Annotated in this window: 19 protein-coding genes; 8 read left to right on the forward strand and 11 right to left on the reverse strand. The window is 65.3% G+C overall.

The genetic code is table 11. The features are described from left to right. Positions 1-195 precede the first annotated feature (195 nt). The 6 genes from CH296_RS16725 to CH296_RS16750 form a co-directional block, all read right to left on the reverse strand. Positions 196-3,999 carry a multifunctional oxoglutarate decarboxylase/oxoglutarate dehydrogenase thiamine pyrophosphate-binding subunit/dihydrolipoyllysine-residue succinyltransferase subunit gene (locus CH296_RS16725; RefSeq protein WP_094685268.1) on the reverse strand — a complete coding sequence of 1,268 codons (3,804 nt, stop codon included), beginning with the start codon at positions 3,997-3,999 and terminating at the stop codon, positions 196-198. 110 nt (positions 4,000-4,109) lie between these two features. Beyond that, positions 4,110-7,844, reverse strand: coding sequence for an ABC transporter ATP-binding protein (locus CH296_RS16730; RefSeq protein WP_094685284.1), 3,735 nt, complete (start codon positions 7,842-7,844; stop codon positions 4,110-4,112). 182 nt (positions 7,845-8,026) lie between these two features. Beyond that, positions 8,027-8,797, reverse strand: coding sequence for an ABC transporter permease (locus CH296_RS16735; protein WP_045199247.1), 771 nt, complete (start codon positions 8,795-8,797; stop codon positions 8,027-8,029). After that, a complete protein-coding gene (locus tag CH296_RS16740) occupies positions 8,794-9,837 on the reverse strand; it encodes an ABC transporter ATP-binding protein (RefSeq protein WP_094685269.1) in 1,044 nt (347 codons plus the stop codon). Before CH296_RS16740 ends, CH296_RS16735 begins: the two co-directional genes overlap by 4 nt. Before the next feature lie 122 nt (positions 9,838-9,959). Then, positions 9,960-10,799 carry an LLM class F420-dependent oxidoreductase gene (locus CH296_RS16745; RefSeq protein ID WP_094685270.1) on the reverse strand — a complete coding sequence of 280 codons (840 nt, stop codon included), beginning with the start codon at positions 10,797-10,799 and terminating at the stop codon, positions 9,960-9,962. A 43-nt stretch (positions 10,800-10,842) separates the two neighbouring features. Further along, positions 10,843-11,562 (reverse strand): hypothetical protein, encoded by a 720-nt coding sequence (locus CH296_RS16750; protein ID WP_094629613.1) that lies wholly within the window; start codon positions 11,560-11,562, stop codon positions 10,843-10,845. Between the two features lie 97 nt (positions 11,563-11,659). Here CH296_RS16750 and CH296_RS16755 point away from each other — a divergent pair, with 97 nt between their 5' ends. After that, entirely contained in the window at positions 11,660-12,508 is an 849-nt protein-coding gene (locus CH296_RS16755; RefSeq protein ID WP_179277748.1) for an AraC family transcriptional regulator, read from the forward strand. Continuing rightward, a complete protein-coding gene (locus tag CH296_RS16760) occupies positions 12,492-12,893 on the forward strand; it encodes a VOC family protein (protein WP_176459377.1) in 402 nt (133 codons plus the stop codon). The genes CH296_RS16755 and CH296_RS16760 overlap by 17 nt, the downstream gene beginning before the upstream one ends. On the opposite strand, the gene CH296_RS16765 is transcribed toward CH296_RS16760, so the two are convergent. Together CH296_RS16765 and CH296_RS16770 are read right to left on the reverse strand one after the other, a co-directional pair. Beyond that, positions 12,875-13,894, reverse strand: coding sequence for a glutathione S-transferase family protein (locus CH296_RS16765; protein ID WP_094685272.1), 1,020 nt, complete (start codon positions 13,892-13,894; stop codon positions 12,875-12,877). The two genes, CH296_RS16760 and CH296_RS16765, sit on opposite strands and share 19 nt — an antisense overlap. A gap of 57 nt (positions 13,895-13,951) precedes the next feature. Further along, positions 13,952-14,704: a GNAT family N-acetyltransferase gene (locus CH296_RS16770; RefSeq protein WP_179277749.1), complete on the reverse strand. Its 753-nt coding sequence runs from the start codon at positions 14,702-14,704 to the stop codon at positions 13,952-13,954. 174 nt (positions 14,705-14,878) lie between these two features. Between CH296_RS16770 and CH296_RS16775 the strand changes: the two genes are divergently transcribed. The 3 genes from CH296_RS16775 (at position 14,879) to CH296_RS16785 (ending at position 17,440) form a co-directional block, all read left to right on the forward strand. Next, on the forward strand, positions 14,879-15,082 hold the full coding sequence (locus tag CH296_RS16775) for a cold-shock protein (RefSeq protein ID WP_008714360.1): 204 nt from the start codon (positions 14,879-14,881) through the stop codon (positions 15,080-15,082). A 303-nt stretch (positions 15,083-15,385) separates the two neighbouring features. Then, positions 15,386-15,976: a PadR family transcriptional regulator gene (locus CH296_RS16780; protein ID WP_256980483.1), complete on the forward strand. Its 591-nt coding sequence runs from the start codon at positions 15,386-15,388 to the stop codon at positions 15,974-15,976. 9 nt (positions 15,977-15,985) lie between these two features. Beyond that, the gene (locus CH296_RS16785; RefSeq protein WP_094629618.1) at positions 15,986-17,440 is read left to right on the forward strand and encodes a DHA2 family efflux MFS transporter permease subunit; all 1,455 of its coding nucleotides are present in this window, start codon (positions 15,986-15,988) and stop codon (positions 17,438-17,440) included. Between the two features lie 67 nt (positions 17,441-17,507). Here the strand turns inward: CH296_RS16785 and CH296_RS16790 are convergent, their stop codons facing one another. Further along, positions 17,508-18,653 carry an acyl-CoA dehydrogenase family protein gene (locus CH296_RS16790; RefSeq protein WP_032396497.1) on the reverse strand — a complete coding sequence of 382 codons (1,146 nt, stop codon included), beginning with the start codon at positions 18,651-18,653 and terminating at the stop codon, positions 17,508-17,510. Between the two features lie 89 nt (positions 18,654-18,742). Between CH296_RS16790 and CH296_RS16795 the strand changes: the two genes are divergently transcribed. Further along, positions 18,743-19,534 carry an enoyl-CoA hydratase/isomerase family protein gene (locus CH296_RS16795; RefSeq protein WP_045201077.1) on the forward strand — a complete coding sequence of 264 codons (792 nt, stop codon included), beginning with the start codon at positions 18,743-18,745 and terminating at the stop codon, positions 19,532-19,534. A 10-nt stretch (positions 19,535-19,544) separates the two neighbouring features. Then, complete coding sequence (locus tag CH296_RS16800; protein WP_094685275.1) at positions 19,545-20,486, forward strand: adenosine deaminase; 942 nt, start codon at positions 19,545-19,547, stop codon at positions 20,484-20,486. Positions 20,487-20,505: 19 nt separating this feature from the next. Here the strand turns inward: CH296_RS16800 and CH296_RS16805 are convergent, their stop codons facing one another. Next, positions 20,506-21,993, reverse strand: coding sequence for a molybdopterin-dependent oxidoreductase (locus CH296_RS16805; protein WP_094682125.1), 1,488 nt, complete (start codon positions 21,991-21,993; stop codon positions 20,506-20,508). Between the two features lie 61 nt (positions 21,994-22,054). Further along, positions 22,055-23,368: a D-arabinono-1,4-lactone oxidase gene (locus tag CH296_RS16810; RefSeq protein ID WP_094685276.1), complete on the reverse strand. Its 1,314-nt coding sequence runs from the start codon at positions 23,366-23,368 to the stop codon at positions 22,055-22,057. 88 nt (positions 23,369-23,456) lie between these two features. Between CH296_RS16810 and CH296_RS16815 the strand changes: the two genes are divergently transcribed. After that, entirely contained in the window at positions 23,457-24,098 is a 642-nt protein-coding gene (locus CH296_RS16815) for a TetR/AcrR family transcriptional regulator (RefSeq protein ID WP_032396501.1), read from the forward strand. Positions 24,099-24,139 lie beyond the last annotated feature (41 nt).

The raw sequence follows: 24,139 nt of genomic DNA on the forward strand, positions 1-24,139 counted from the left end.
GCCCCCGCACGCGTCAATGGACCCTTGCACTCCTCAGACGTATGCAGGGGTCCATTCACTCGTGTCCGGGGGTCGCGTGAATGGACCGTCGTACTGCGCAGACGTATGTAGTGGTCCATTGACGCGGAACGGGGGAGCCCAGAAACGACGACAGCGGCCCACCCCCGAGGGAGTGGGCCGCTGTCGCGAGTGTTTCTAGTCTTCGCCGACTGCCTTGAAGGCCTCGTCGATGATTTCGAGTTGCTCGACGGCGTGCACCTTGCTCGATCCCGACGACGGTGCGGACATGGCGCGACGGGAGATGCGCTTGATGCCGACCAGCTTCTCGGGCATGAGCTCGGGCAGTGCGAGACCGAAGAACGGCCAGGCACCCTGGTTCGCTGGCTCTTCCTGAACCCAACGGAATTCCGTTGCGTTCGGGTAGCTTTCGAGTGCTTCCCTGATGCGGCGAACCGGCACGGGGTAGAGCTGCTCGACGCGAACGATCGCGACGTCGTCGCGGTTGTCCTTCTGCTTACGAGCGAGGAGCTCGTAGTAGAGCTTGCCGCTGACCATCAGCACCCGCTTGACCGCGCTGCGGTCACCGGTGCCGGTGTCGTAGGTGGGCTCGTCGAACACCGAGTGGAACTTGCCGTCGGTGAAGTCCTCGATGTTGCTCACCGCTGCCTTGTTGCGCAGCATCGACTTCGGGGTGAAGACGATCAGCGGGCGACGGATGCCGTCACGCGCGTGCCTGCGCAGCAGATGGAAGTAGTTCGCGGGGGTCGAGGGGAGTGCGACGGTCATCGAGCCCTCGGCGCACAGTGTCAGGAAGCGCTCGATGCGTCCGGACGTGTGGTCGGGTCCCTGACCTTCGTGGCCGTGCGGCAGCAGCAGCACGACGTCGGAGAGCTGACCCCACTTGGCTTCACCGGACGAGATGAACTCGTCGATGATGGACTGTGCGCCGTTGACGAAGTCGCCGAACTGCGCTTCCCACATCACCAGTGCGTCCGGGTTGCCCACGGAGTAGCCGTACTCGAAGCCGACGGCCGCGAACTCGCTGAGCGCGGAGTCGTAGACCATGAACTTGCCGGGGTTGTCGCTGCCGATGTTCTGCAGCGGCGTGTACTCGGCACCGGTCTTACGATCGATGATCACCGAGTGGCGCTGGGTGAACGTGCCGCGGCGGGTGTCCTGGCCGGAGAAGCGGATGTTGCGTCCCTCGTCCACCAGCGATCCGAGTGCCAGCAGCTCGCCGAAGGCCCAGTCGACCTTGCCCTCGTACGCCATTTCCCGGCGCTTCTCGAGAACCGGCTTGACGCGCGGGTGCACGTTGAAGCCGTCGGGAACGGCGAGGTGCGCGTCACCGATACGGTGCAGCACGGCCTTGTCGACCGCGGTGGTGAGCTTGGCGGGCAGCTGCTGATCGAGCTCGACCGACTCACTGGGCTCAGGGGTGTACTTCTCGAGTTCGCGTACCTCGTTGAAGACGCGTTCGAGCTGGCCCTGGTAGTCGCGGAGTGCGTCCTCGGCTTCCTTGAGCGAGATGTCTCCACGACCGATGAGCGATTCGGTGTAGCTCTTGCGGACGCTGCGCTTGGTGTCGATCACGTCGTACATCGCCGGCTGCGTCATCGAGGGGTCGTCGCCCTCGTTGTGACCGCGACGGCGGTAGCAGATCATGTCGATGACGACGTCCTTGTGGAACTTCTGACGGAAGTCCACTGCCAGCTGAGCGACCCAGGCACAGGCCTCGGGATCGTCGCCGTTGACGTGGAAGATCGGCGCGGCGATCATCTTCGCCACATCGGTGCAGTACTCGGACGAACGCGAGAACTCCGGCGAGGTGGTGAAGCCGACCTGGTTGTTGACGACGATGTGGACGGTGCCGCCGGTGCGGTAGCCCCGCAGATCGGACAGGTTCAATGTCTCGGCAACGACGCCCTGGCCTGCGAATGCGGCGTCTCCGTGCAGCATCAGCGGCAGAACGGAGTAGCCGCCCTGGCCGGTGCCCTTGTCCAGCAGGTCCTGCTTGGCGCGAACGAGGCCTTCGAGAACCGGGTCGACGGCTTCGAGGTGCGACGGGTTAGCGGTGAGCGAGACCTTGATGTCGTTGTCACCGAACATCTGGATGTACGTGCCCTCGGCACCGAGGTGGTACTTCACGTCGCCGGAGCCGTGCGCAGCGGCCGGGTTCATGTTGCCCTCGAACTCGGTGAAGATCTTCGAGTAGGGCTTGCCGACGATGTTGGCGAGCACGTTCAGTCGGCCGCGGTGCGGCATACCGATGACGACCTCGTCGAGGGCGTATTCGGCGCTCTGGTCGATGACGGAGTCCATCATCGGGATGACCGACTCGGCACCTTCGAGCGAGAACCGCTTCTGCCCGACGTACTTGGTCTGCAGGAACGTCTCGAACGCCTCGGCGGCGTTGAGCTTGCTCAGGATGTACTTCTGTTGCGCCACAGTCGGTTTGACGTGCTTGGCTTCGACGCGTTCCTGCAGCCAGGAGACCTGCTCGGTCTCGAGGATATGGGTGTACTCGACGCCGACGTGGCGGCAGTACGAGTCGCGCAGAACGCTGAGCACGTCCCGCAGCTTCATCTTGTCCTTGCCGTGGAATCCGCCGACCTTGAACTCGCGGTCGAGGTCCCACAGCGTGAGGTCGTGGCTGATCACGTCGAGGTCCGGGTGCATCCGGAACTTGTCCTTGGTGAACTGCAACGGATCGGTGTCGGCCATCAGGTGACCGCGGTTGCGGTACGCAGCGATGAGCTCGAGCACGCGGGTGTTCTTGTCGACCGTGCCCTCGGGCAGATCCTTGCGCCAGCGAATGGGCTCGTAGGGGATCTTCAGCGAGTGGAACAGCTCGTCGTAGAACTCGTCGCTGATCAGCAGGTTGTGGATCGTCTTGAGGAAATCGCCCGACTCCGCACCCTGAATGATGCGGTGGTCGTACGTCGAGGTCAGCGTCATGAGCTTGCCGACGCCGAACTCGGCGAGACGCTCGTCGCTGGCTCCCTGGAACTCTGCCGGGTACTCCATCGCACCTGCGCCGATGATCGCTCCCTGGCCGTTCATCAGACGCGGCACCGAGTGCACGGTTCCGATTCCGCCGGGGTTGGTCAGCGAGATGGTGACGCCCTGGAAGTCCTCACCGGTGAGCTTGCCATCGCGAGCACGACGCACGATGTCCTCGTACGCGTTGTAGAACTGCGTGAACGTGAAGTCCTGCGTGTTCTTGATGGCGGCGACGACGAGGGAACGGTTGCCGTCCTTGCCGGGCAGGTCGATCGCGAGACCGAGGTTGATCGCTGCCGGAGTGACTGCGTTCGGCTTGCCGTCGACCTCGGCGAAGTGGCGGTTCATGTTCGGGAACGCCTTGACGGCCTGCACGATGGCGTAGCCGAGCAGGTGCGTGAACGAGATCTTGCCGCCGCGGGTGCGAGCGAGATGGTTGTTGATCACGAGACGGTTGTCGACCATGAGCTTGGCCGGGATCGCACGGACGCTGGTCGCGGTCGGAATCTGCAACGAGGCGGACATGTTCTTCGCCACCGCTGCAGCAGCGCCGCGCAGAACCTTGCTCGACTCCTCGCCGAACTCGGCTGCGGCGGGCTTTGCGGGAGCGGACTTCGCCGGTGCTGCCTTCTTCTCGGCAGGCTTGGCGGCGGCAGGCTTCGAGGCCTCGGCCTTGGGAGCGGCGGTTTTCGGAGCTGCCTTGGGTGCTGCGGCCTTCGGCGCGTCGGTCTTGTCGGAAGCAGAAGCGGCCGTCTTGGCTGGTGGCGCGGGCGCTGCGGGAGGCGCGGACTTGGTCGAGCTGCCGTTCGAGGATGCGCCGTTACCGGCAGCACCGTTGGATCCGGCGGTCTCGTCGGTCGCTGCATCGGGGTCGTAACCGGTCAGAAACTCGTGCCAGCTCGCGTCGACGGATGACGGGTCCTTCTTGAATCGCTGGTACATCTCGTCGACCAGCCATTGGTTTTGTCCGAATTGGGTAGTAGAGCTGCTGCTCACGGCAGTAGTTCGCCTCGTTTCTGTCTTCGTTCCCGTTCAGCGCGCGTACGTGTCCAGGCTAGACCTTTGGTCCAGCTCACGTGCGTCCGGGACGTAGCTGTGATATGTACTCACCGGTAACCATCGGCCTCGTTGTCGATGACACCTTGGACTATCGAATTATTCCCTCGGTTCGTTTCGGCTGCAGTCCACAACTGCGCGTAGAACCCGCCCTGCGTGCGCAGCTCCGAATGTCGACCCACTTCCACGATACGGCCGCCGTCGACCACCACGATGAGATCCGCTCGCGCGGCGGTTGCCAAGCGGTGTGCGACGACCACCGCGGTGCGGGTGCGTGCGACGGCACTGCTGGCTGCGAGCACGGTGCGTTCGGTCGCGGGATCGAGCGTGGCGGTGGCCTCGTCGAGCAGGAGAAGGTCGGGGTCGACCAGCTCGGCCCTTGCCAGTGCGATCAGCTGCCGTTGACCCGCGGACAGCCCTTGACCGCGCTCGCCGACGGGTTGGTGCATACCGCCGCGAAGTGCGGCGATGGTGCTCAGAGCTCCCACGGATCGGGCCGCGTTCTCGATGTCGGCACGGGTGGCGTCGGGCCTGCCGTAGGCGATGTTCGACGCGACGGTCCCGGTGAACAGGTGCGCTTCCTGCGGTACGACGCCGAGTCGGTGCCGGTAGTCCGAGAGGCGATAGTCGCGTAGATCGTGGCCGCCGACGCGCACCGATCCGGAGGTGGGATCGTAGAAGCGGGCCAGCAGTTTGACGACCGTGGATTTGCCCGCGCCGGTGCGCCCGACCAACGCGACGGTGGTGCCGGCGGGGATGGTGAGATTTACCTCACTCAGGGCGTCGGACTGTGCTCCGGCATACCGAAATCCGACGTCGACGAGTTCTATCTCGGCGTGCAGGCGTCCGCCGGGGAGTGCGGTGGTGTCCGATTTGGTGGACGTTTCAATCGAACTCGTGGTGCGGAGGAGATCACCGATGCGGCCGACACCGACACGTGCTTGCTGGTAACCGTCGAACACCTGCGATAGCTGCTGGATCGGACCGAAGAGCAGCCCGAGATAGAGCACGAACGCCACGAGAGTGCCCGCAGTGGTGGTGCCGGTGGCGATCTGATGCGCGCCGACGAACACGACGACGGCGAGGGCGATGTCGGAGAGCAACGTGATGAGGGGGAAGAACACCGAGATCGCGGTCTGCGACCGCATCCGACTCACCCGGTAGCGGTCGGAGCGTTCGGCGAACCGGGATGCGGCGTACTCCTCGCGTCGGTACGCCTGCGCGGCGCGCAGTCCCGTGACGTTCTCCTGGAAGTCGGCGTTGACGATCGAGATGCGCTCGCGAGATGTCGAGTACGCCGCCGACGAGATGCGCCGGAAGATCACGGTGGCCACGGCGAGGGGCGGCACCACCGCCAGCGCCACCAGTCCCAGTGCCGGGTCGGTGACGAGCAGTGCGGCGGCGATGCCGACGACGGTCAGCACGCTGACCACTGCGGTCGAGGCTCCGGTCTGGATGAAGGAAGACAGCGCATCGACGTCGGTGGTCATTCGCGTCATGATGCGACCCGACAGTTCGCGTTCGTAGTAGTCCAGGCCGAGCCGTTGGATGTGCGCGTAGCTGCGCACCCGGAGTCCGAAGAGCACTCGCTCGCCTGCTCGCGCCGTGATGACCGTCGTCCAGCAGACGACGAACCAACTCGCCGCAGCCAACACGACACCGATCGAGGTGGCGATCCACAGGGTGTTCGAGTCTCCGCCGGCCACTCCGCTGTCCACCGCGTAGCGAACGAGCGAAGGGAACGCGATCGAGGCCAGTGAGTCCAGCGCGAGGAGCACCACCACCGCTGCCAGCAACAACCGCACCGGGCTCAGCAGTCTCGACAGCCGGAACTCCGGGTCGGGTCGTCGAAGTTCGACTCCCGATGCAGCCGGATCCTCCGTCGCGGGCGGCAGCGCCGCGACCGCCCGGGAGATCGCCGGAGTCGGCGCGAGTGAGCCGAAGGCCCCCGCCATCGCAGTTCCGTGACCACCTCCGCCTCCGGGCGCGGGCGTTGACACCGCGCCGGGCTCGACGGTCGCCTCCGCCGCGGACTCGGGCCAGAGCGTGTCGGCGGACGGTTCCGCTGTCGGTTCCCGGTCGGTGTCGTCGTTCGCGTCGCCGTCCCCTCCCGCGAGGAGGGCCCGGAACAACGGACAGCGCCGATCCAGTTCGTCGACCGTTCCGGTGTCGATGATGCGGCCGTTGTCGAGGACGGCGACGCGATCGGCCAGTGTCAGGGTCGAACGGCGATGTGCGAGAACGAGAGTCGCGCGAGTACGGACGCCGCGCAACGCGTCGAAGACGGCGGCCTCGGTCTCGGCGTCCACGGCGGAGGTGGCGTCGTCGAGGATGAGAATTCGCGGTTCGACCAGAAGAGCGCGGGCCAGTGCGATGCGTTGGCGCTGACCGCCCGAGAGAGTGAGGCCGCGTTCGCCGACGAGGCTGTCGTATCCCTCGGGAAGCGCCTCGACGAACGTCGAGGCCTGCGCGAGCCGCGCCGCATGCCTGATGTCCTCCGCGGTGGCGTCGGGCCTGCCGAGGGCGATGTTGGCGGCGATGGTGTCGGAGAAGAGGAACGGCTCGTCGAACACCAGCGAGACCGCCTCGCGGAGCGACGTCGAGTCGAGGTCGTCGATATCGATCGACGTTCCGTCGGACGTCAGCGCAATCTGCCCCCGAGTCGGGCGGTAGAAGCGGGGGAGCAGGAGTGCGAGTGCGGTCTTTCCCGAGCCCGCGTGACCGACGACGGCCACCGTCTCACCGGGCGAGATGGTCAGGTCCAGGCCGGTGAGCACGTCGCGTTCGGGCTCGAATCCGAAGGTCACCTCGGAGATACGGACTCCGAGCGGGCCGTCGGGCAACGCGACGGGTTCGGCCGGTTCCGGGTCGGACGGCTCGGTGTCGACCACCTCGTAGACGCGCTCGACGGCCGCGCGGGAGAGTTGGGCCATGATCACCACCGACGAGACGGTGCGGGTCACGGCGGACAGAGTCGCGACATAGGTGGCGAAGGCCAGGAAGGTGCCGATCGTGATGTGGCCCTCCAGGGCCAGATAGCCGCCGAGGGCAATGACTCCGACCAGACCGAGTTGAGGAATGGTGGCCATCGACGGTGCGAACCGTGAGTTGATCTTCGCCGACCGCATGCGCTCGGCGAACAACCTGCGACCCAGTGTCTCGATGCGATCGACCGCGCGGGCTTCCTGCCCGAAGCCCTTGACCACCCGAACGCCGGTGACCGTCTCCTCGACGTGTTGTGCCAGATCGGCGGCGCGTTGCTGCGCCGACCAGGTGGCCGCGAAGAGAGTGGGCCGAATCCGGTAGACCACGATGCCGACCGCAGGAACGATGAGTACCGCGACAACGGTGAGCAGCGGCGACAGATACGCCATCACCGCCAGCGCCAGCACGAACTGCAGGACGGCTCCCGCCGACAACGGCACCATGGCCAGCAGCCCCTGCACCAGTTGGAGGTCGGTGATCGATCTCGAGACGACCTGCCCGGTACGGATCTCGTCCTGCTTGCGCCCGTCGAGCCGCTGCAGTGACGCGAGCAGGTCGAGGCGCAGATCGTGCTGGACGTCGATCGAGAGCCGGCCGGCGAGCATGCGTCGACCAAATTGGCACGCGAAACGCACCAGGCCCAACAGTGCGATGGCGGCGGCGACGGCGGCGATCTTCTCGCCTCTGCCGGCCGTCGCGTCGTCGATGGCGACCCTGGTGAGGAGCGGGAACGAGATGTCGATGACCGCGGCGATCATCGTCACGCCCAGTGCTCCGAGTGCGGTGCGTCGATGCAGCATGCACTGCGCGATCAGACGTCTGATCCACCCACGCCGGGGCCTCGACGCGGGTTCTGCACTGTCGAGTCTCGACGAGCTGCGTCCGGGTGCCGCTGCACGGTCTTTCACCGCATTACTGTGTGCCATCGCCTCACCACGGTAGACCCGAGTACCGACAGGGTCGGCCCGCGAACGAAGCGACGTCAGTCGATGTCGCGGGTGCGGGCCAGGAACCAGCCGACGCCGGTGAGGATCGCGGCCCACACCGCGAGTCCGAGCGGTGCCCACGGCCACGACGCCAGGTCGCCGGCGTCGTCGAGTTGAGTCGCCGCCATGGTCGGCAGAGTCAGGTTCGACGGCAGCGCTACCGCGACCGATCCGAGCCCGAGTCCGAACAGGATCAGCGAGAGCAGACCCTCGCCGAACGGCAGCCAGGCGACGAGCACGATCGCGGCCCACGTCGGAGATTTGAGCAGCAGACCCAGGCCGGCACCGATCATCGACCACAGCACGACTGCGAGGAGGCACGACAACACCACGCCGACGAACGCGCCGTCCAGCAGCACTGTCCGCTCGTTGAATATCAGCAGGCAGATCAAGCTGGCCAGCAGCACCACCAGGCCGTATCCGAGGCCGAACAACGCAGTGACGACGAGTTTGGCGGCAATCACCCCGTCGCGGCCGCGAGCGGTCAGGAAGCTGGTGGTGATGGTCTTGTGGCGAAATTCGGTTCCGGCGTTGACGGCACCGAATATCCCGGCGAACAGAATCGCGGCACCGGCGGCGACGTACAGGCCGATCGAGGCGACGCCACCCGAGATGTCCAGGTCCTCCTCGAATTCACCCAGCTGATTCGCGATCACCGACGTGATGACGGACGCGAACACTCCGACGACTATCGGGGCGATCGCCAGCGCCCACCAGAATTTCAGTGTGGTGACCTTACGGATCTCCGACGTCAGCAGTGCGTTCATCGCTGACCCCCGTTCCAGTTCTGTGGCGGACCGTAGTTCTGCGGCGGAGCGCCGTACCCCGGCGGTGGGCCGTAACCCTGCGCAGGACCCGGCGGGCCGTAACCGTGGGGACTCTGCTGAACGGGTGCGGCGTTGTACTGACCCGTGGTCATCGACAGGAACACCTGCTCGAGGTCGACGTGTTCGCCGGTGGTCCCGAAGATCGTCACTTGGGCGGCGGCCGCGATGCGGGCGATCGTCGCCGCGTCGGGACCGGCGACGCCGATGCGTCCGTCGGGAAGCAGTTGGCTGTCGTTGAACCCATTCGAAGCCAACGCCAATGCCAAAGCTGCGGGGTCCGATGCGGCCACCAGTACGCGGCTCGGACGCGTCGATCGCAGTTGCGCGATGGAACCCTGGTACACGAGTGCGCCGGCGCTGACGATCACCAGATTGTCGACGGTCTGCTCGATCTCGCGCAGGATGTGGCTCGATACGAGCACGGTGCGACCCGACGCGGCGAATGCCTTGAGGAAGTCGCGCAGCCAGGCGATTCCTTCGGGGTCGAGACCGTTCGCGGGTTCGTCGAGCACGAGGATTTCTGGATCCCCCAGCAGAGCTGTCGCCAACGTCAGGCGCTGACGCATGCCGAGCGAGAAACCGCCTGCGGCGCGGTCGGCGACGTCACCGAGCCCCACGAGGTGCAGGACGTCGAGCGCGCGGCTGTCGGGTATGCCGATCGCAGCGGTGTAGATCTTCAGGTGGTGTGCGGCGCTGCGCTTGGGGTGCAGGCTCAGCGAGTCGAGGACGGCACCCACCGTGCGGGCGGGGTGGGTCGCCGCGCGGAACGGCATGCCGTTGACGAGGCCGACACCCGAGGTGGGAGCGACGAGTCCGAGGAGCATGCGCAGCGTCGTCGTCTTGCCCGATCCGTTGGGGCCGAGGAATCCGGTGACCGTTCCGCGCGGAACGACGAAGCTCAGGTCCGAGACCGCGCGAACTGTGCCGAATTGCTTGGTCAGTGCTTGCGCTTCGAGCGCCGCTCCCGGATAGCTGGACATCTGTGCGCAATCCCCCTGGCCGTAGTTCACCTCGAGTACCGGCTGCGCGCGGCAACCGGTACCCGAGGCTACGGGGTGCGACCGACATCCGGTGCGGCCACACGTGCGCGAGCCGTCCCGCGTCAGCGATGCAGCGCGGCGGCGATCTCTCGGTAGGTCTCGAGCGGATCGGCCATGTCGGGCAGCGAGTGCAGTGTCACGTGCGAAGCACCTGCATCGATGTGCTCGTTCAACCGTGCTGCGATCGCGTCGGCGGTACCGTGCGCCACCAACGCGTCGATCAGTCGGTCGCTGCCGCCGTCGCTGATCTCCTCGTCGGAGTAGCCGAGTCGGTTCAGATTGTTGGTGTAGTTGCGCAGGTGCAGGTACGGGTTGTTGACCGGTGGTCGGCCGATCGAGCGTGCCTGCTCCGGATCCGACTCGAGGACCACCTTGTGTTCGGGTGCCAGAATCTTGTTCGGTCCGAGCGCCTGGCGTGCTTCACGGGTGTGCTCGGGGGTGGTCAGGTACGGATGCGCACCTGCGGTGCGGTCGGCCGCAAGCGCGAGCACCTTCGGTCCGAGCGCAGCGAGGACGCGTCGCTCCACCGGGACTCCGGCCTCGTCGAGAGCATCGAGGTAGGCGACAAGAGCGTCGTACGGCTTGGTGTACTCCTGCGTCGCCTCCGGATGGCCTGCGCCGATTCCGAGGACGAATCGGCCCGGGTGCTTGCTCTCCAACCGGTGATACGACGCGGCGACGTCGGCCGCTGCGTCCGACCAGATGTTGACGATGCCGGTGGCGACGACGACCGTCTCGGTGGCGTCGAGGATCTCCTCGCTGGTGGTCAGGTCCGCGGGCGGCGAGCCGCCGAGCCAGATCGTCCCGTAGCCGACGGATTCGATCGCCCGGGACAGTTCGGGTGTGAACGCCGAGTGCAGTCGCCAGACGCCGTACTTGCCGAGTTCAGGTGTGGAAGTCATGTTCGAAGTCAACGCGGCAGAGTCACGAAGATTCCGCTGCCGGTCACTCGTCCGGTTCGATGATCCTATTCTCCGGGAACCGAGCAGGCGGCGGGCCGAAGGCATCGCGGGCATTCTTGATGACACCTTTGCCGACTGCGCGGTTGCCTGCGCCGCCGATCGCCGCACCGATGCCTGCGGGAAGCATCTTGCCGACCAGAAGCGCGCTGCGCTTGGCCAGGTATTTGGTGATGAACTTCTTCACCAGCGACTTGTTCATGCTGGTCATCGAGCCGCCCGGGATGCGGGAGGTGATCAGCGGCCCCCAGTTCTTCGCCGTCTTGCCGACCGTCCGTTGCACGATCTGCATACCCGACTCGCCCAGCGCAACCGAGAGCACCAGGGCGCGTCGTTGCTGGTGGTTCTCGACGGGGATGCCGTGTACGGCGGCCACCGACAGTGTCAGCAGTGCGGAGGACTCGATGAAGAAGGCAGTTTCGGCACCCACCGCTGCGAGCGAGGCGACGGTTCCGACGCCGGGGATCGCCGCGGCACCGCCCACCGCGGAACCGCTGCCGGTTACCGCGAGCAGAAACCGCTTCTCCAGCCGTTCGATGATCTGCGCGGGGGTGTCGTACGGGTGTGCTCGACGCACGTGCGCGACGTACTTGTCGACGGCGGGTCCCTGGAGGCGGCTGGCGTTGTCGAGGATGTTGACCAGCGCGCGTTCGAGCTTGCCTCCACCCCCGACCTCGACCTGTGCGTCGTCCTTCTTACCTGCCATGGGTCCTCTTCTCGCCGTCCGCGGTGGTGCCCACCCGGAGACCACTGTAGATATCGACTTCTGTTACCCCGCTTCGCGCTGTTCTACGCTGAGCCGTATGACGGTGGGCGCAGTCTCCGAGGGTTTGCGCTGGTTGCCTTCTGCGCGGCTGCGTTCGTCGGTGCGTCCGTACGACGGGTATTGCCTGCGGGGACACGCCCCCGGGGAGCACGTCGGGATGCCCAGTCCGTATCTGACTCTGATCGTGGCAATCGAGCCCGAGGTGGTAGTTCGCGGTGTGCCGCATCGCGGTGACGGCTCGTTCGAAACCCTCGTCGGTGGGATCTCCTCGACGCCGGTGACGATCGTGCACGACGGCAATCAGTACGGGATTCAGCTCTCGCTCACCCCGCAGGGATCTCGGACGTTGCTCGGTGTTCCGTCCGCCGACTTGGGTGACTGGATCGTACGGCTGGACGACCTGCTGGGGTCCGACGCTGTCGAGATGCGTGAGCGGGTCTGCGCCGCGGCGACGTGGTCCGCACGCTTCGATGTCGTCGATGAGATCCTGGTGCGTAGGTTGATCGGCCAAGAGATCGATCCGCGGTTGGGCTGGGCGTGGGATACGCTCACGGGCGAACCCGCCTCGCGGGTTGCCGACGTCGCACGCGAAATCGGCTGGAGCACAAGACACTTGATCTCGAAATTCACTGCGGAGTATGGCGTGTCGCCGAAAGGGGCCGCCAGAATCGCCAGGTTTCATCGCTCCCATCAGCTACTACGCCGGCCGATCGTGCAGAGTATGGCGGTCGTCGCCGCCGACTGCGGGTACTACGACCAATCGCACATGAACCGCGACTGGCGCGCGATGGCAGGTATGGCACCTTCGGTGTGGCGCGAGAGAGAAGTGTTCGCATTCGTACAAGACCACGTCATCGAGCGCGGGCACGATGACAGTCATGACTGAAACGCGAACTACCGTGTGGCCGTGCCTGCGTTACGACGATGCTCGTACCGCCATTCGCTTCCTCGTCGATGTTGTCGGGTTCACCGAAGCCGCCGTCCACGGCGAAGGTGACCGTGTCGATCATGCAGAACTGCGCTGGCCGGAAGGCGGGGGCGTCATGCTCGGCAGTGTCCGTGCCGACGGTGCGCTCACCGGTCTGCCGGCCGGCGTCGGTTGTGCCTACGTCGTCACCGATCGCCCCGACGAGATCCATGCACGTGTCGTGGCGGCCGGCGTCACGATTACGCAGCCCTTGCGGGACGAGGACTACGGGAGTCGCGGCTTCACGTGTCGCGACGCCGAAGGCGTCCACTGGTCGTTCGGAACCTACGCGGGGACCCAGTGATCGGCCGGAACGAGCTCGTCAGGCTTGGGCGGCGGGGGAGCGGTTCCGTCGCCGAACGGTGATCCTCCCAGGGATTCGCGGCCGTGGGGTTCGAGCCACCCTGCCAGGTCCGGGCCCTTGGGCACGATCCCCGTCGGGTTGATGTCGGTGTGCACCTCGTAGTAGTGCCGCTTGATGTGGTCGAAGTCGACCGTGTCGCCGAATCCGGGCGTCTGGAACAGATCGCGTGCGTAGCTCCACAGCACCGGCATTTCGCTGAGCTTGCTGCGATTGCACTTGAAGTGGCCGTGGTAGACGGGATCGAAGCGTACGAGGGTGGTGAACAGGCGCACGTCGGCTTCGGTGATGTGCTCGCCGACGAGGTAGCGCTGGGTGGACAGGCGTTCGACGAGCCAGTCGAGTCGCGCGAACAAGCGGTCGTAGGCCTTTTCGTACGCCTCCTGCGAGCCGGCGAATCCGCAGCGGTAGACGCCGTTGTTGACGTCTCGGAACACCAGATCGGCGACCTCGTCGATCTCGGCGCGCAGCGCTTCCGGGTACAGATCGGGGGCACCGTGGCGGTGGTACTGCGTCCATTCGGTCGACAGGTCGAGGGTGATCTGCGGGTAGTCGTTGGTGACGACCTCGCCGGTGGGAACGTCGACGATGGCGGGGACGGTGATGCCGCGCTCGTAGTCCGGGAAGCGAGCGAAGTAGGCGTCCTGCAACCTCGGGATCTGCAGAACGGAGTCGACGCCGCCTGGCTCTTCCTGGAAGTTCCAGCTGCGCGGGTCGTGGGTCGGCCCCGGAATGCCAAGGGACAGCACGTCTTCCAGCCCGAGGAGGCGACGCACGATGATGGATCGATGCGCCCACGGGCAGGCGCGTGCGGCGATCAGTCGATACCGACCCGGTTCCACCGGATAGCCGTCTCGGCCGTCCGCGGTGATTCGCGTCGGAATGTAATTGGTGTCGCGCGTGAATTCCTTGCCCGGTTCCACGTAGGCGGCATCGTCTGCCATTGTGTTCACTCCTCGCATCGATCGGTCCCCGACGACGCTACCCAGTCCGGAGGTACCTCAACCGTGATCGCCGCGAAGCACCGCGGTGTGACGGACGCCGATCTCCACGTAGCCCAGCCGCGCGGCGAGGCGTCGAGCACTGGCGTTCTCCGGTCTCGATCGCCATTGCGGAATCAGGCCGTCGTCGATGGCGTCGTTGGTCGCCAGCCTGCCGACCACCTGTGCGTGGCCTCGTCGGCGATGGTTCGGGTCCGTCAGGACACGCATGTCGGCCAGGATCAGCTGCTGCTCCGAGTAGCCGGCCGACGCGAGGGAGTGCGCCGAGTCCGCAGGCCTGTCGTCGCCGAGCAGAGTGAACCAGTGCCGTGAGACCGGCTCGTCGAACGCCTCGGCGACGTCGGCTTCACTGCAGTGCGCAGCCAGGTTGCGCGCATGCTCCGCTTCGTGGGAGATCAGCGGGTCGTGTACGTCGATGGTGTGGCCGATGTCCGACCCGTAGGCCACGGTGTGTGTACCGATGTCATAGCGCTCGGATCGGTCACCCAACAGCGCCGAGATCCAGGTGCGGTCGGTACCGGCATGGCCGGTGAGTGTGCGCGAGGCGTCCACCGCCCAGGACGGACCGGAGATCAGGGTGGTCTCGGCCAGTCGCAGGACGGTGATGTCCTCGGTGGCACCGACATGTTCGACGCGGTCGGAGTCGGTGTCGAGGGCTCGATCGTCCATCTGCAGCTGTCGACACCACGCCAACCGGACGATGTCGAGTCGGTGGCGATCGAACGGACCCGCGTCGGGCAGAGGGGAATTCACGCTCGAAACATTAGCCACAGGGCCGCAGGGCTCCATTTCGGTTTCACCGTCCCAAAGCAATCTTTCGAACTTTTTCGCCCCCGGTGTTTCGCTCAGCGCCGATAGATGGCAGACTCGGATTTGAGATTAGAGCTTCGACGTGAAGATCTAGCTCGCTTACAGAAGGTTTACAGAATGACGCAGGGCAGTGTGAAGTGGTTCAACGGCGAAAAGGGCTTCGGCTTCATCGAGCAGGATGGTGGCGGACCGGACGTTTTCGTTCATTACTCGGAGATTCAGGGTAGCGGCTTCAAGTCGCTCGACGAGGGCCAGCGCGTGGAGTTCGAGGTGGGCCAGGGTCAGAAGGGCCCCCAGGCTACCGGCGTCCGCGCCATCTGATTCAAGCTTCGTAACCCGACTTCTCCTGGTGGAGTGAGCTTCTCGAAGTAAATCCCACCAGAAATTCGGTGACAAGGCCGGATACACGGAAGAGATTCCGAGTATCCGGCCTTCGTCTGTCGAAAGGGACATCGACCTCGGTCGATGTCCCTTCTGCATTTCCAGGACATCATGTGCCGTATGTCCGATTGATCCCCAGGTCGGAGCATTGTCCTGGTTGCAGTCGGCCTTCCCGCGAGCTTATATTCCAGTTGGAATAATTCGACTGGGGTATCGGGAGGGAGTGCGATGCGAGGGGCGGCAGTGAACCCGCTGGGCGTATCGGTCCTGGCACTGCTCTCGGAAAGTGCCATGCATCCCTACGAGATGTACCAACTGCTGTTGGAGCGTAAGGAAGATCGAATCGTCAAGGTTCGACCGGGGTCGCTGTACCACGCCGTTGCGCGACTCCACGGGCAGGAACTGGTCGCCGAGGTCGGAACGGACCGCGGCGGCAACCGACCCGAGCGCACCACCTACGAGATCACGCCCGCCGGCCGACGCGTTCTCCTCGACAGGCTCACCGAGATCCTCCGCACCCCGGTGCGTGAGTATCCGCAGTTCACCCTCGGTCTGTCCGAGATGCACAACCTACCGGCGTCCCAGGCGATCGCCCTGCTCCGTGCACGAATCGAAGACCTGTCGCTCGAGATCGAGGAACTGTCCGGTTACCAGCGCCTGGCAGCAGAACGTAAGGTGTCCGAAATCTACTGGGCCGGAATCGATTACACGTACCACATGTTGTCCGCCGAAGTGAATTGGTTGACGAGCTACATCGATCGCGTCGACAGCGGCGCGTTGCCGTGGCCGCACGAGATTTCCGCACACCACACGACCCTGACGGATCGGGACTAGGAGAACAGTATGAACGCCGTCGAGACCGCTCCGCCGCAGAAGGCGATCGAACCCTGGCCCGCCCTGTGGGCACTGTGCCTCGGCTTCTTCATGATTCTGGTCGACACCACCATCGTGGCAGTCGCTCAGCCGGCCATCCTCGCGGGCCTGAACACCGACATCAACAACGTCATCTGGGTCACCAGCGCGTATCTGCTGGCCTACGCCGTGCCGTTGCTCGTCACCGGACGACTCGGTGACAAGTTCGGTCCCAGAAACCTATACATCGCCGGTCTGGTCGTGTTCACCCTCGCGTCGGCGTGGTGCGGGCTGTCCGGATCCATCGAGATGCTCATCGCTGCGCGTGCCGTGCAGGGTCTCGGCGCCGCGATGATCACCCCGCAGACGATGGCCGTGATCACCCGGGTGTTCCCCGCCGAGAAGCGCGGAACGGCCATGGGAGCGTGGGGTGCCGTCGCGGGGGTGGCGACACTCGTCGGTCCGATCCTCGGCGGCGTCCTGGTCGACTCACTCGGCTGGGAGTGGATCTTCTTCATCAATCTGCCGGTGGGTGTAGTTGCAATTGCGTTGGCGCTCAAGTTCGTTCCGGTGTTGCCCACCAACGATCACAAGTTCGATCTGCTCGGTGTCGCACTCAGTGCCGTCGGACTGTTCTGTATCGTCTTCGGTATTCAGGAAGGGCAGAAGTACGACTGGGGGACAGGTATCTGGATCCTGATCGGTGTCGGATTACTCGTCTTCGCCGGGTTCGTCTACTGGCAGTCGGTGAACAAGAGCGAACCGCTGGTCCCGTTGGCGCTCTTCCGTGATCGCAACTTCTCGCTCTCCAATATCGGCATCGCCGCAATGGGTTTCGCGATGTCCGGCATGATGTTGCCGATCATGTTCTACGCACAGAGCGTCACCGGGCTCACCCCGACCCGATCGGCACTGCTGTTCGTGCCGATGGCACTGCTGACCGGCATTCTGGCACCCAACGTCGGCAAGCTCGTCGACAGGACACATCCGCGCTACATCGCCGGTTCGGGATTGTTCATCCTGGCCGCATCACTGCTGTGGTTCGCGTACGAGATGACACCCACCACGGCGATCTGGAAGCTGCTGCTCCCCGTCGCCGCAATGGGTGTGGCCAACGCGTTGATCTGGTCTCCGCTGGCGGCCACGGCAACTCGTAATCTTCCGATGAGTCAGGCCGGCGCAGGCTCGGGCATCTACAACACCACCCGCATGATCGGCTCCGTGCTCGGTAGTGCGGGCATCGGCGCGCTCATCCAGTCTCGCCTGGCCGCCGAACTGCCCACCGGTGGATCTGCCTCGGGGGCAAACGAATTCGCCGGCCGAGTGCCCGAGATGCTGCGTGACGGTTTCACGACCGCCATGGCCCAGTCTCTGATCCTGCCCGCCGCGGTGTTGATCGTCGGCATGATCGCGGTCTGCTTCTACGCTCGGCCTGCGTTCAAGTAAGTGCTTGCGGCAGTGGTGCGTTTGGGTCCCCCATGCGGCACTTATCCGCACCACTGCGCGAAGCGCACTACAGGCCCAGATCGCGGCCGATCAGTTCCTTCATGATTTCGTTCGATCCGGCCCAGATCTTCGTCACGCGAGCGTCTTTCCATGCGCGGGCGGCGCGGTACTCGTTCATGAAGCCGTAGCCACCGTGCAACTGGACGCAGTGGTCGAGAATCTCGTTCTGTACCTGCGAGCTCCACCACTTCGCCTTGGCGGCGTCGATCGCCGTCAGCTCACCGATGCCGTGCGCGGCGATGCAGTTGTCGATATAGGCCTGTGCCACATCCAGTTTGGTGACGAGCTCGGCGAGCAGGAACTTGTTCCACTGGAGCGAACCTATCTGCTGGCCGAAGGCCTTGCGGTCCTTGGCGTACTGCAGCGTCTCCTCGAGGATCGGGCGCACGTGTCCGAGGTTGGCGACCGAGCAGCTGATGCGTTCCTGGGGGAGCAGCTGCATCATGTGGATGAAGCCGCCGTCGAACTCGCCGATCATGTTCGAGCTCGGGACCCGAACGTTCTCGAAGAACAGCTCGGCCGTATCGGACTCGGGCTGACCGACCTTGTCGAGCTTGCGGCCACGGGAGAATCCTTCGGTGCCGTTCTCGACGGCGAAGAGCGTGATGCCCTTGGCCTTCTTCTCCGGCGTGGTGCGGGTGGCGACGATGACGAGGTCCGCGGAGTTGCCGTTGGTGATGAAGGTCTTCGAACCGTTGATGATGAAGTCGTCGCCGTCCTTGACGGCGGTGGTCTTGAGCGCAGCGAGATCCGAGCCGCCGGACGGCTCGGTCATCGCGATCGCGGTGAGGATCTCGCCGCTGCAGAAGCCGGGCAGCCAGCGCTTCTTCTGCTCCTCGGTGGTGAGCTTGACCAGGTAGGGAGCGACGATGTCCACGTGAATTCCGAAGCACGACGCCACCGCGGCACTCGAGCGGGCGAGTTCCTCGGCGAGGACGGCGTTGAATCGGTAGTCCTCGGCTCCGCTGCCGCCGTATTCCTCGGGCACTTCGAGGCCCAGGAATCCGTTGCGACCTGCTTCGAGCCAGATCTCGCGGTCGATGTATCGCTGTTCGACGAGCTTTTCCTCGACCGGTGTGATGGTGCGGGTGACGAACTCGCGCACCGACGCACGGAAGTCCTCGTGATCGGCCTCGAACAGGCTGCGCTTCATCTATCTGTTCCTCTCGGTAACGGTGAGTTACCTGCGCACAATACTCGTTGGTAACAACCGTCCGAGACCGGTGTGGCACTATGCGAACCATGGCTGACGCACCCACTTCGCTCGTTCGATCCACCACCGCGGCAGGCGCCGAGGTCGCCGTCCTCACCTTCGACCACGGCCCGCTCAATCTGTTCGATCAGGCCATGTTCGACGCGGTGGCAGCGAACGTTGCCGACCTCGTCGCGCGGCCCCCTCGTGCGGTGCTGCTTCGCGCCGAGGGCAAGGTCAACTCCGCAGGTGTCGACGTCCATGTGTTCGAGGGCCTGTCCGCCGCACAGGGTGCCGATCTGTGGCGGGGTCTGTTCGCACAGATTGCTCATCCGCTCGAGGCGCTGCCCTGCCCGGTGATCTACGCCGCGCACGGTTTGACGCTCACCGCCGCGTTCGAGATCTCGCTGGCCTGCGACATCATTCTCGCCGGTCCCAAGGCCAAGTTCGGTCTGGTCGAGACCGTCGTCGGGTTGACGCCGTCGATGGGTGGCCCGCAGCGCCTCGCCGAGCGGGCCGGTTCGGGTCGGGCTCGTGAGCTCGTCATGACCGGTGACCTGTACGACGCGCAGACGCTGAAGGAGTGGGGCGTGGTCAATCAGGTTCACGACGACGTCGATGCCGCGGCGCTCGCGCTGACGCATCGACTGGCGGACGGCCCCACGGTCGCCCATGCGGCGACGAAACAGATTGTGGCAGCGTGGCGTTCGGGCGGTGTGGCCCATGCGGACGAGGTCACCTCGGAGGTCTCCGGTGCCCTGTTCGAAACAGAGGATCTGCGGGGTGCGGTGAAGAGCTTCCTCGAGGTCGGTCCGGGTAAGGCGACGTACACGGGCAAGTAGCATCGGGTGAGTGAGTACTGATCAGCTGGCCGAACTGCACCTGCACATCGAGGGGTCACTCGAACCTCCGTTGATATTCGATCTGGCGGAGCGTAACGGATTGTCGTTGCAGTACAGCGACATCGACGAACTGCGGGCGAAGTACGAGTTCACCGACCTGCAGTCGTTCCTGGATCTGTACTACGCCAACATGGCCGTGTTGCGCACTGCCGAGGATTTTGCCGATCTCGCTCGGGCCTACTTTCGCCGCACGGCGCAGGCCGGGGTGACACACGCGGAGATCTTCTTCGATCCGCAGGCGCACACCGAGCGCGGCGTCCCCCTCGAGGCCGTCGTCGACGGATTGGCGGACGCGTGCGCCTCCAGCGAGCGCGAGTTCGGCGTCACCAGTGGGCTGATTGCGTCGATCCTGCGGGACAAGCCGGTGCTGCACGCCAACCAGCTACTCGACGATCTGTTGGCGATGCAGGCCCCCATCATCGGGCTCGGTCTCGATTCCGCCGAGGTGGGCTATCCGCCGTCACTGTTCGTCGACGTGTTCGCCAAGGCGCGCGCCGAGGGACTGCACGTCGTCGCGCATGCGGGCGAAGAAGGGCCGCCGGATTACATCTGGCAGGCACTGGATCTGCTGAAGGTCGAGCGCATCGACCACGGAGTGCGATGCCTCGAAGACGAAGCACTGGTCGATCGTCTTGTCGAGGAACAGATTCCGCTCACCGTCTGCCCGCTCTCCAACGTTCGGCTCAAGGTGATCGACACCGTCGACCAGCTGCCGTTGCGGCAGATGCTCGAGCGCGGCCTGTCGGTGTCGATCAACTCCGACGACCCCGCCTACTTCGGCGGCTACGTCGACGACAACTTCGCAGCCCTCGAAGCGGGAATGGGTCTCACCACGGCCGAGCGAAAGCAGCTGGCCGAGAACTCGATTCGCGCGAGCTTCGCGACTGTCTAGATCAGCGCGACTGTCCGGATCAGGTCGCCGTCACCGAGATCCGCGGGTAGCCGGTGGCACCATCGGGAACGGTGTCGGCGGTCTGGTTGGTCTGCAGCTCGCCCGCGGAGTTGGTGGCGCGGGCTCGGATCGCGTGTTGGCCCGAGGGCAGGTCCAGCTCGACGGTCCATTGCCGCCAGGTGTCCTTGGAGTACTCCTCGGACAACGTGGCCGGCACCCAGTTGCCCTCGTCCACTTGCACTTCGACGGCGTCGATACCGGTGTGCTGATCCCAGGCGACGCCGGCGATGACCGTCTTCCCCGTGGGCACGGAACTGCCCGATCGCGGGGTGTCGATCCGGGAGGCGGTCTTGATCGGCCCGAGCGCGCCCCAACCGCGGTCGGTCCAGTATGCCGTCGCGCGGTCGAAGCGGGTGATCTCGATGTCGGTGACCCACTTGGTCGCCGAGACGTAGCCGTACAGACCGGGTACGACGAGCCTCGCCGGGTAGCCGTGTTCGACGGGCAGCGGTGCGCCGTTCATTCCGACGGCCAGCAGCGCGTCGCGGCCGTCGAGCAGCACTTCGAGGGGAGTGCCCGCGGTGAAGGCGTCACTGCTCGACGACAGTGCCATGTCGGCGTCGGGGGAGATGCCTGCTTCTTCGAGAATGTCCTTGAGCGGGTAGCCGATCCACGTCGCGTTGCCCACGAGGTCGCCGCCGACGATGTTGGAGACACAGGTCAGGGTGACCGTCTTCTCCACGGCCTGACGCTGCGCCAGGTCGGCGAACGTCAGCTCGATCTCGCGGTCCACCATGCCGTGGATCCGCAACGACCACGTATCCGACGCCACCCGCGGCACGACCAGCGCGGTGTCGATGCGGTAGAAGTCGTCGTTCGGGGTGATGTACGACGCGAGGCCGTCGATCTTCAGGTCCGCCCCGGCCGGGATCGGTGGTTGCGGAGTGGGCGTGGGCAGCATGAAGCCGAGTCGATCCGCGGTGACGGCGCGGGCGGAGGTCAGCATCCGGCCGGCTGTCCCGGCAACGACGCCGAGTACCGCGGCACCGGCGGCGAGGGTCAGGAAACTACGTCGGTTCATGCCTTCGGTCGCAGGGGCGGCGGCACCGATGAGGGCGTGCAGCACGACGATGCCCACGATGACGCCGCCGATGGTCGGGACTGCGTAGAGCGCGGTGGCGTCGGGTCGAGTCACTGCCGCGAGTACGCCCACAACGCCCAGTGCGGCGAACACCACGGCACCGATCGGCTTGCGGGCGATTCCCGCCGCCGCGGCGATCGCGCCGATCACCACGGCCATGCCGACGAACAGGGCGAGCTTGTCGGAGGTGCCGAACGTGTCGATGGCCCATTCACGGATCGCGGCCGGACTGTTGTCGACGGCCGAGGACCCGACGGCGGTCAGTGGTGACGAGTTGGGTCCGATGGGCACGGCGATCAATTCGCCGACACCGAGGACGACTCCGGCGGCGACGATGCCGGACAGCGCGCGTTTTCCTGTACTCACTCGCTCCAATGTAAGCGAATTCGTGGTGAGCGGTACTTCGTAGCCTGCTACGAATTACCGCTCACGACAGCAGACGCTCGAGGTACTCGCTGCCGAACAACTTCTTCGGGTCCATCGAATCGCGAACACGCAGGAAATCGTCGAAGTGTTCGTAGCAATCGCGCAGCTCGTCGCCGCTGAGGGAGTGCAGTTTGCCCCAGTGCGGCCTGCCACCGACGCTGCGGCAGATGGCTTCGACGGCGTCGAAGTACTCGCGGTGATCGCGGCGGTGGTACTGGTGGACGGCGACGTAGGCCGTGGGGCGTCCGGATGCGGTGGAGAGCCAGATGTCGTCGCCCGCGGCGAAGCGCACTTCGACCGGGAACGCGATGGACACCGACGACCGTTCGAGCCATCGATCCACCTCGCGCAGGACCCAACCGATCTCGGATGCGGGTACCGCATATTCCATCTCGACGAACTTGACGGTCCGCGACGACGCGAACACCCGGTACGAGCGGTCGATGTACTCGCGAGCCGACAGTGCCCGAGCCGAGACCGCATTGACCCGAGGAATCAGTGCCGGTACGCGGGTCACCACCCGGTTGAGGCCTTCGAAGACCGTGTTGGACAGCAATTCGTCGTCGATGTAGGAGCGCACCTTTCCCAACGGCTTCAGCACGACGTCACCGGGCAGGCGGGTGTTGCGTTTGGTCAGCACGCGGTCGGTGTGCGGAAACCAGTAGAACTCGAAGTGGTCGACGGCGGCGACGGTGGCGTCGAGTTCGGCGAGCGTTGCCCGCAACGTCGACGGCTCCTCGACGGCCCGCAGGGCGAAGGCCGGAACGCACTCGAGCGTGACTCGGGTGATGACGCCGAGCGCACCGAGCCCGACGCGGGCCGCGTCGAAAAGTTCCGCGTTCTCCTCACGAGAGCACTGCACGAGTTCGCCGCCCGCGGTCATCAGTTCCACCGCGCACACCTGGGTGGCGATGCCGCCGAAGCGTCCTCCCGTTCCGTGGGTACCCGTGGAGATGGCTCCCGCGATGGATTGTTCGTCGATGTCGCCGAGGTTGGTCATGGCCAGCCCGAGATCCCACAACCGCGCGGTCAGCTCGCGCAGCCGGGTGCCTGCGAGCACTGTCACCCGGGCCGACCCGTCGTCGTCGTGCACCACGGATTCGATGCCGCGCAGCGAATCGAGGCCGATCTGGACGCCGTCGGTCACCGCGATCGGAGTGAAGGAGTGACCAGCCCCGACGCATCGCACCGTGCGAGATCGTTCGACGGCACCGGCCAGCACGACGCGCAACTCGTCCACCGACGTGGGCTCGGCGCGGTCCGACGGGAACGCGTGTTGATTGCCTGCCCAGTTCTGCCACGACCCCGCGTTCATTCGATCACTATTGCATTGCTCGTACCGCGCGGAGGCGTGCCTGGATCAATCCGAGGCACAGAACTCGGCCGCGCCCTAGGATCGGGTCATGCAATCGAGGCTGCCCGCTGATGTGCGACGCGCACAACTGGTGCAGTCTGCGATCGAGGTCGCCGAGCGCGTGGGAATCGAGTCCCTGACCGTACGTGCTCTGTCGGAGCATGCCGAGGTCACCAAGGGCATCGTGCAGTACCACTTCGAGACCAAGCAGGATCTGGTGATCGCGATGGGCGAGCACCTCATCGTCGACGTCACCGAGATTCTGCACGCCGCGTTGGACAGTGCCGTGGGTACGCGCGAACTCCCGGGCGTCCGCGGTCTGCGAGAGCTGGTGCACGGCGGTCTGAGCGCGGTGTGGTTGCTGATCGAGAAGTCGCCGGATCGGCAGTTGCTCGCCTACGAGATCAAGACCTATCTGTTGCGTCATCGCGCGCTCGGGTCCGCAACGGCCGCCGAGATCGCCACCGGGCAGTATCGAATCCGAGACTCCGAGGCCCGGTTGTTCTTCGAGAAGTGTTCCGCTCACACCGGGACGCGATGGCTGGAGCCGGTGGCGTCGATCGCGCGTTTCGGAATGGCCACCCTCGACGGGCTGGTGCTGCGGTGGTTGGTCGACGGTGACGATCTCGAGGTGCTGGCGCAGATCGACGACCTGTCGGGGCTGATCGCGGGCAAGGCCGTGGACTGCTGAGACTCGGCGTGGTCGATGCTCGCTGGGACTTCTGGGCTGCG

This window comes from Rhodococcus sp. 14-2496-1d, assembly GCF_002259365.1.
Lineage (GTDB): Bacteria > Actinomycetota > Actinomycetes > Mycobacteriales > Mycobacteriaceae > Rhodococcoides.

What these genes read in the sequence shown, in the direction of transcription:
- CH296_RS16760 (WP_176459377.1), top strand. Translation starts at nt 12,492, where the DNA reads ATGACAGTCATGACTGAAACGCGAACTACCGTGTGGCCGTGCCTGCGT.
- CH296_RS16730 (WP_094685284.1), bottom strand. Translation starts at nt 7,844, where the DNA reads ATGCTGCATCGACGCACCGCACTCGGAGCACTGGGCGTGACGATGATC.
- CH296_RS16795 (WP_045201077.1), top strand. Translation starts at nt 18,743, where the DNA reads ATGGCTGACGCACCCACTTCGCTCGTTCGATCCACCACCGCGGCAGGC.
- CH296_RS16790 (WP_032396497.1), bottom strand. Translation starts at nt 18,653, where the DNA reads ATGAAGCGCAGCCTGTTCGAGGCCGATCACGAGGACTTCCGTGCGTCG.
- CH296_RS16755 (WP_179277748.1), top strand. Translation starts at nt 11,660, where the DNA reads ATGACGGTGGGCGCAGTCTCCGAGGGTTTGCGCTGGTTGCCTTCTGCG.
- CH296_RS16740 (WP_094685269.1), bottom strand. Translation starts at nt 9,837, where the DNA reads ATGTCCAGCTATCCGGGAGCGGCGCTCGAAGCGCAAGCACTGACCAAG.
- CH296_RS16745 (WP_094685270.1), bottom strand. Translation starts at nt 10,799, where the DNA reads ATGACTTCCACACCTGAACTCGGCAAGTACGGCGTCTGGCGACTGCAC.
- CH296_RS16750 (WP_094629613.1), bottom strand. Translation starts at nt 11,562, where the DNA reads ATGGCAGGTAAGAAGGACGACGCACAGGTCGAGGTCGGGGGTGGAGGC.
- CH296_RS16785 (WP_094629618.1), top strand. Translation starts at nt 15,986, where the DNA reads ATGAACGCCGTCGAGACCGCTCCGCCGCAGAAGGCGATCGAACCCTGG.
- CH296_RS16810 (WP_094685276.1), bottom strand. Translation starts at nt 23,368, where the DNA reads ATGAACGCGGGGTCGTGGCAGAACTGGGCAGGCAATCAACACGCGTTC.
- CH296_RS16765 (WP_094685272.1), bottom strand. Translation starts at nt 13,894, where the DNA reads ATGGCAGACGATGCCGCCTACGTGGAACCGGGCAAGGAATTCACGCGC.
- CH296_RS16815 (WP_032396501.1), top strand. Translation starts at nt 23,457, where the DNA reads ATGCAATCGAGGCTGCCCGCTGATGTGCGACGCGCACAACTGGTGCAG.
- CH296_RS16735 (WP_045199247.1), bottom strand. Translation starts at nt 8,797, where the DNA reads ATGAACGCACTGCTGACGTCGGAGATCCGTAAGGTCACCACACTGAAA.
- CH296_RS16775 (WP_008714360.1), top strand. Translation starts at nt 14,879, where the DNA reads ATGACGCAGGGCAGTGTGAAGTGGTTCAACGGCGAAAAGGGCTTCGGC.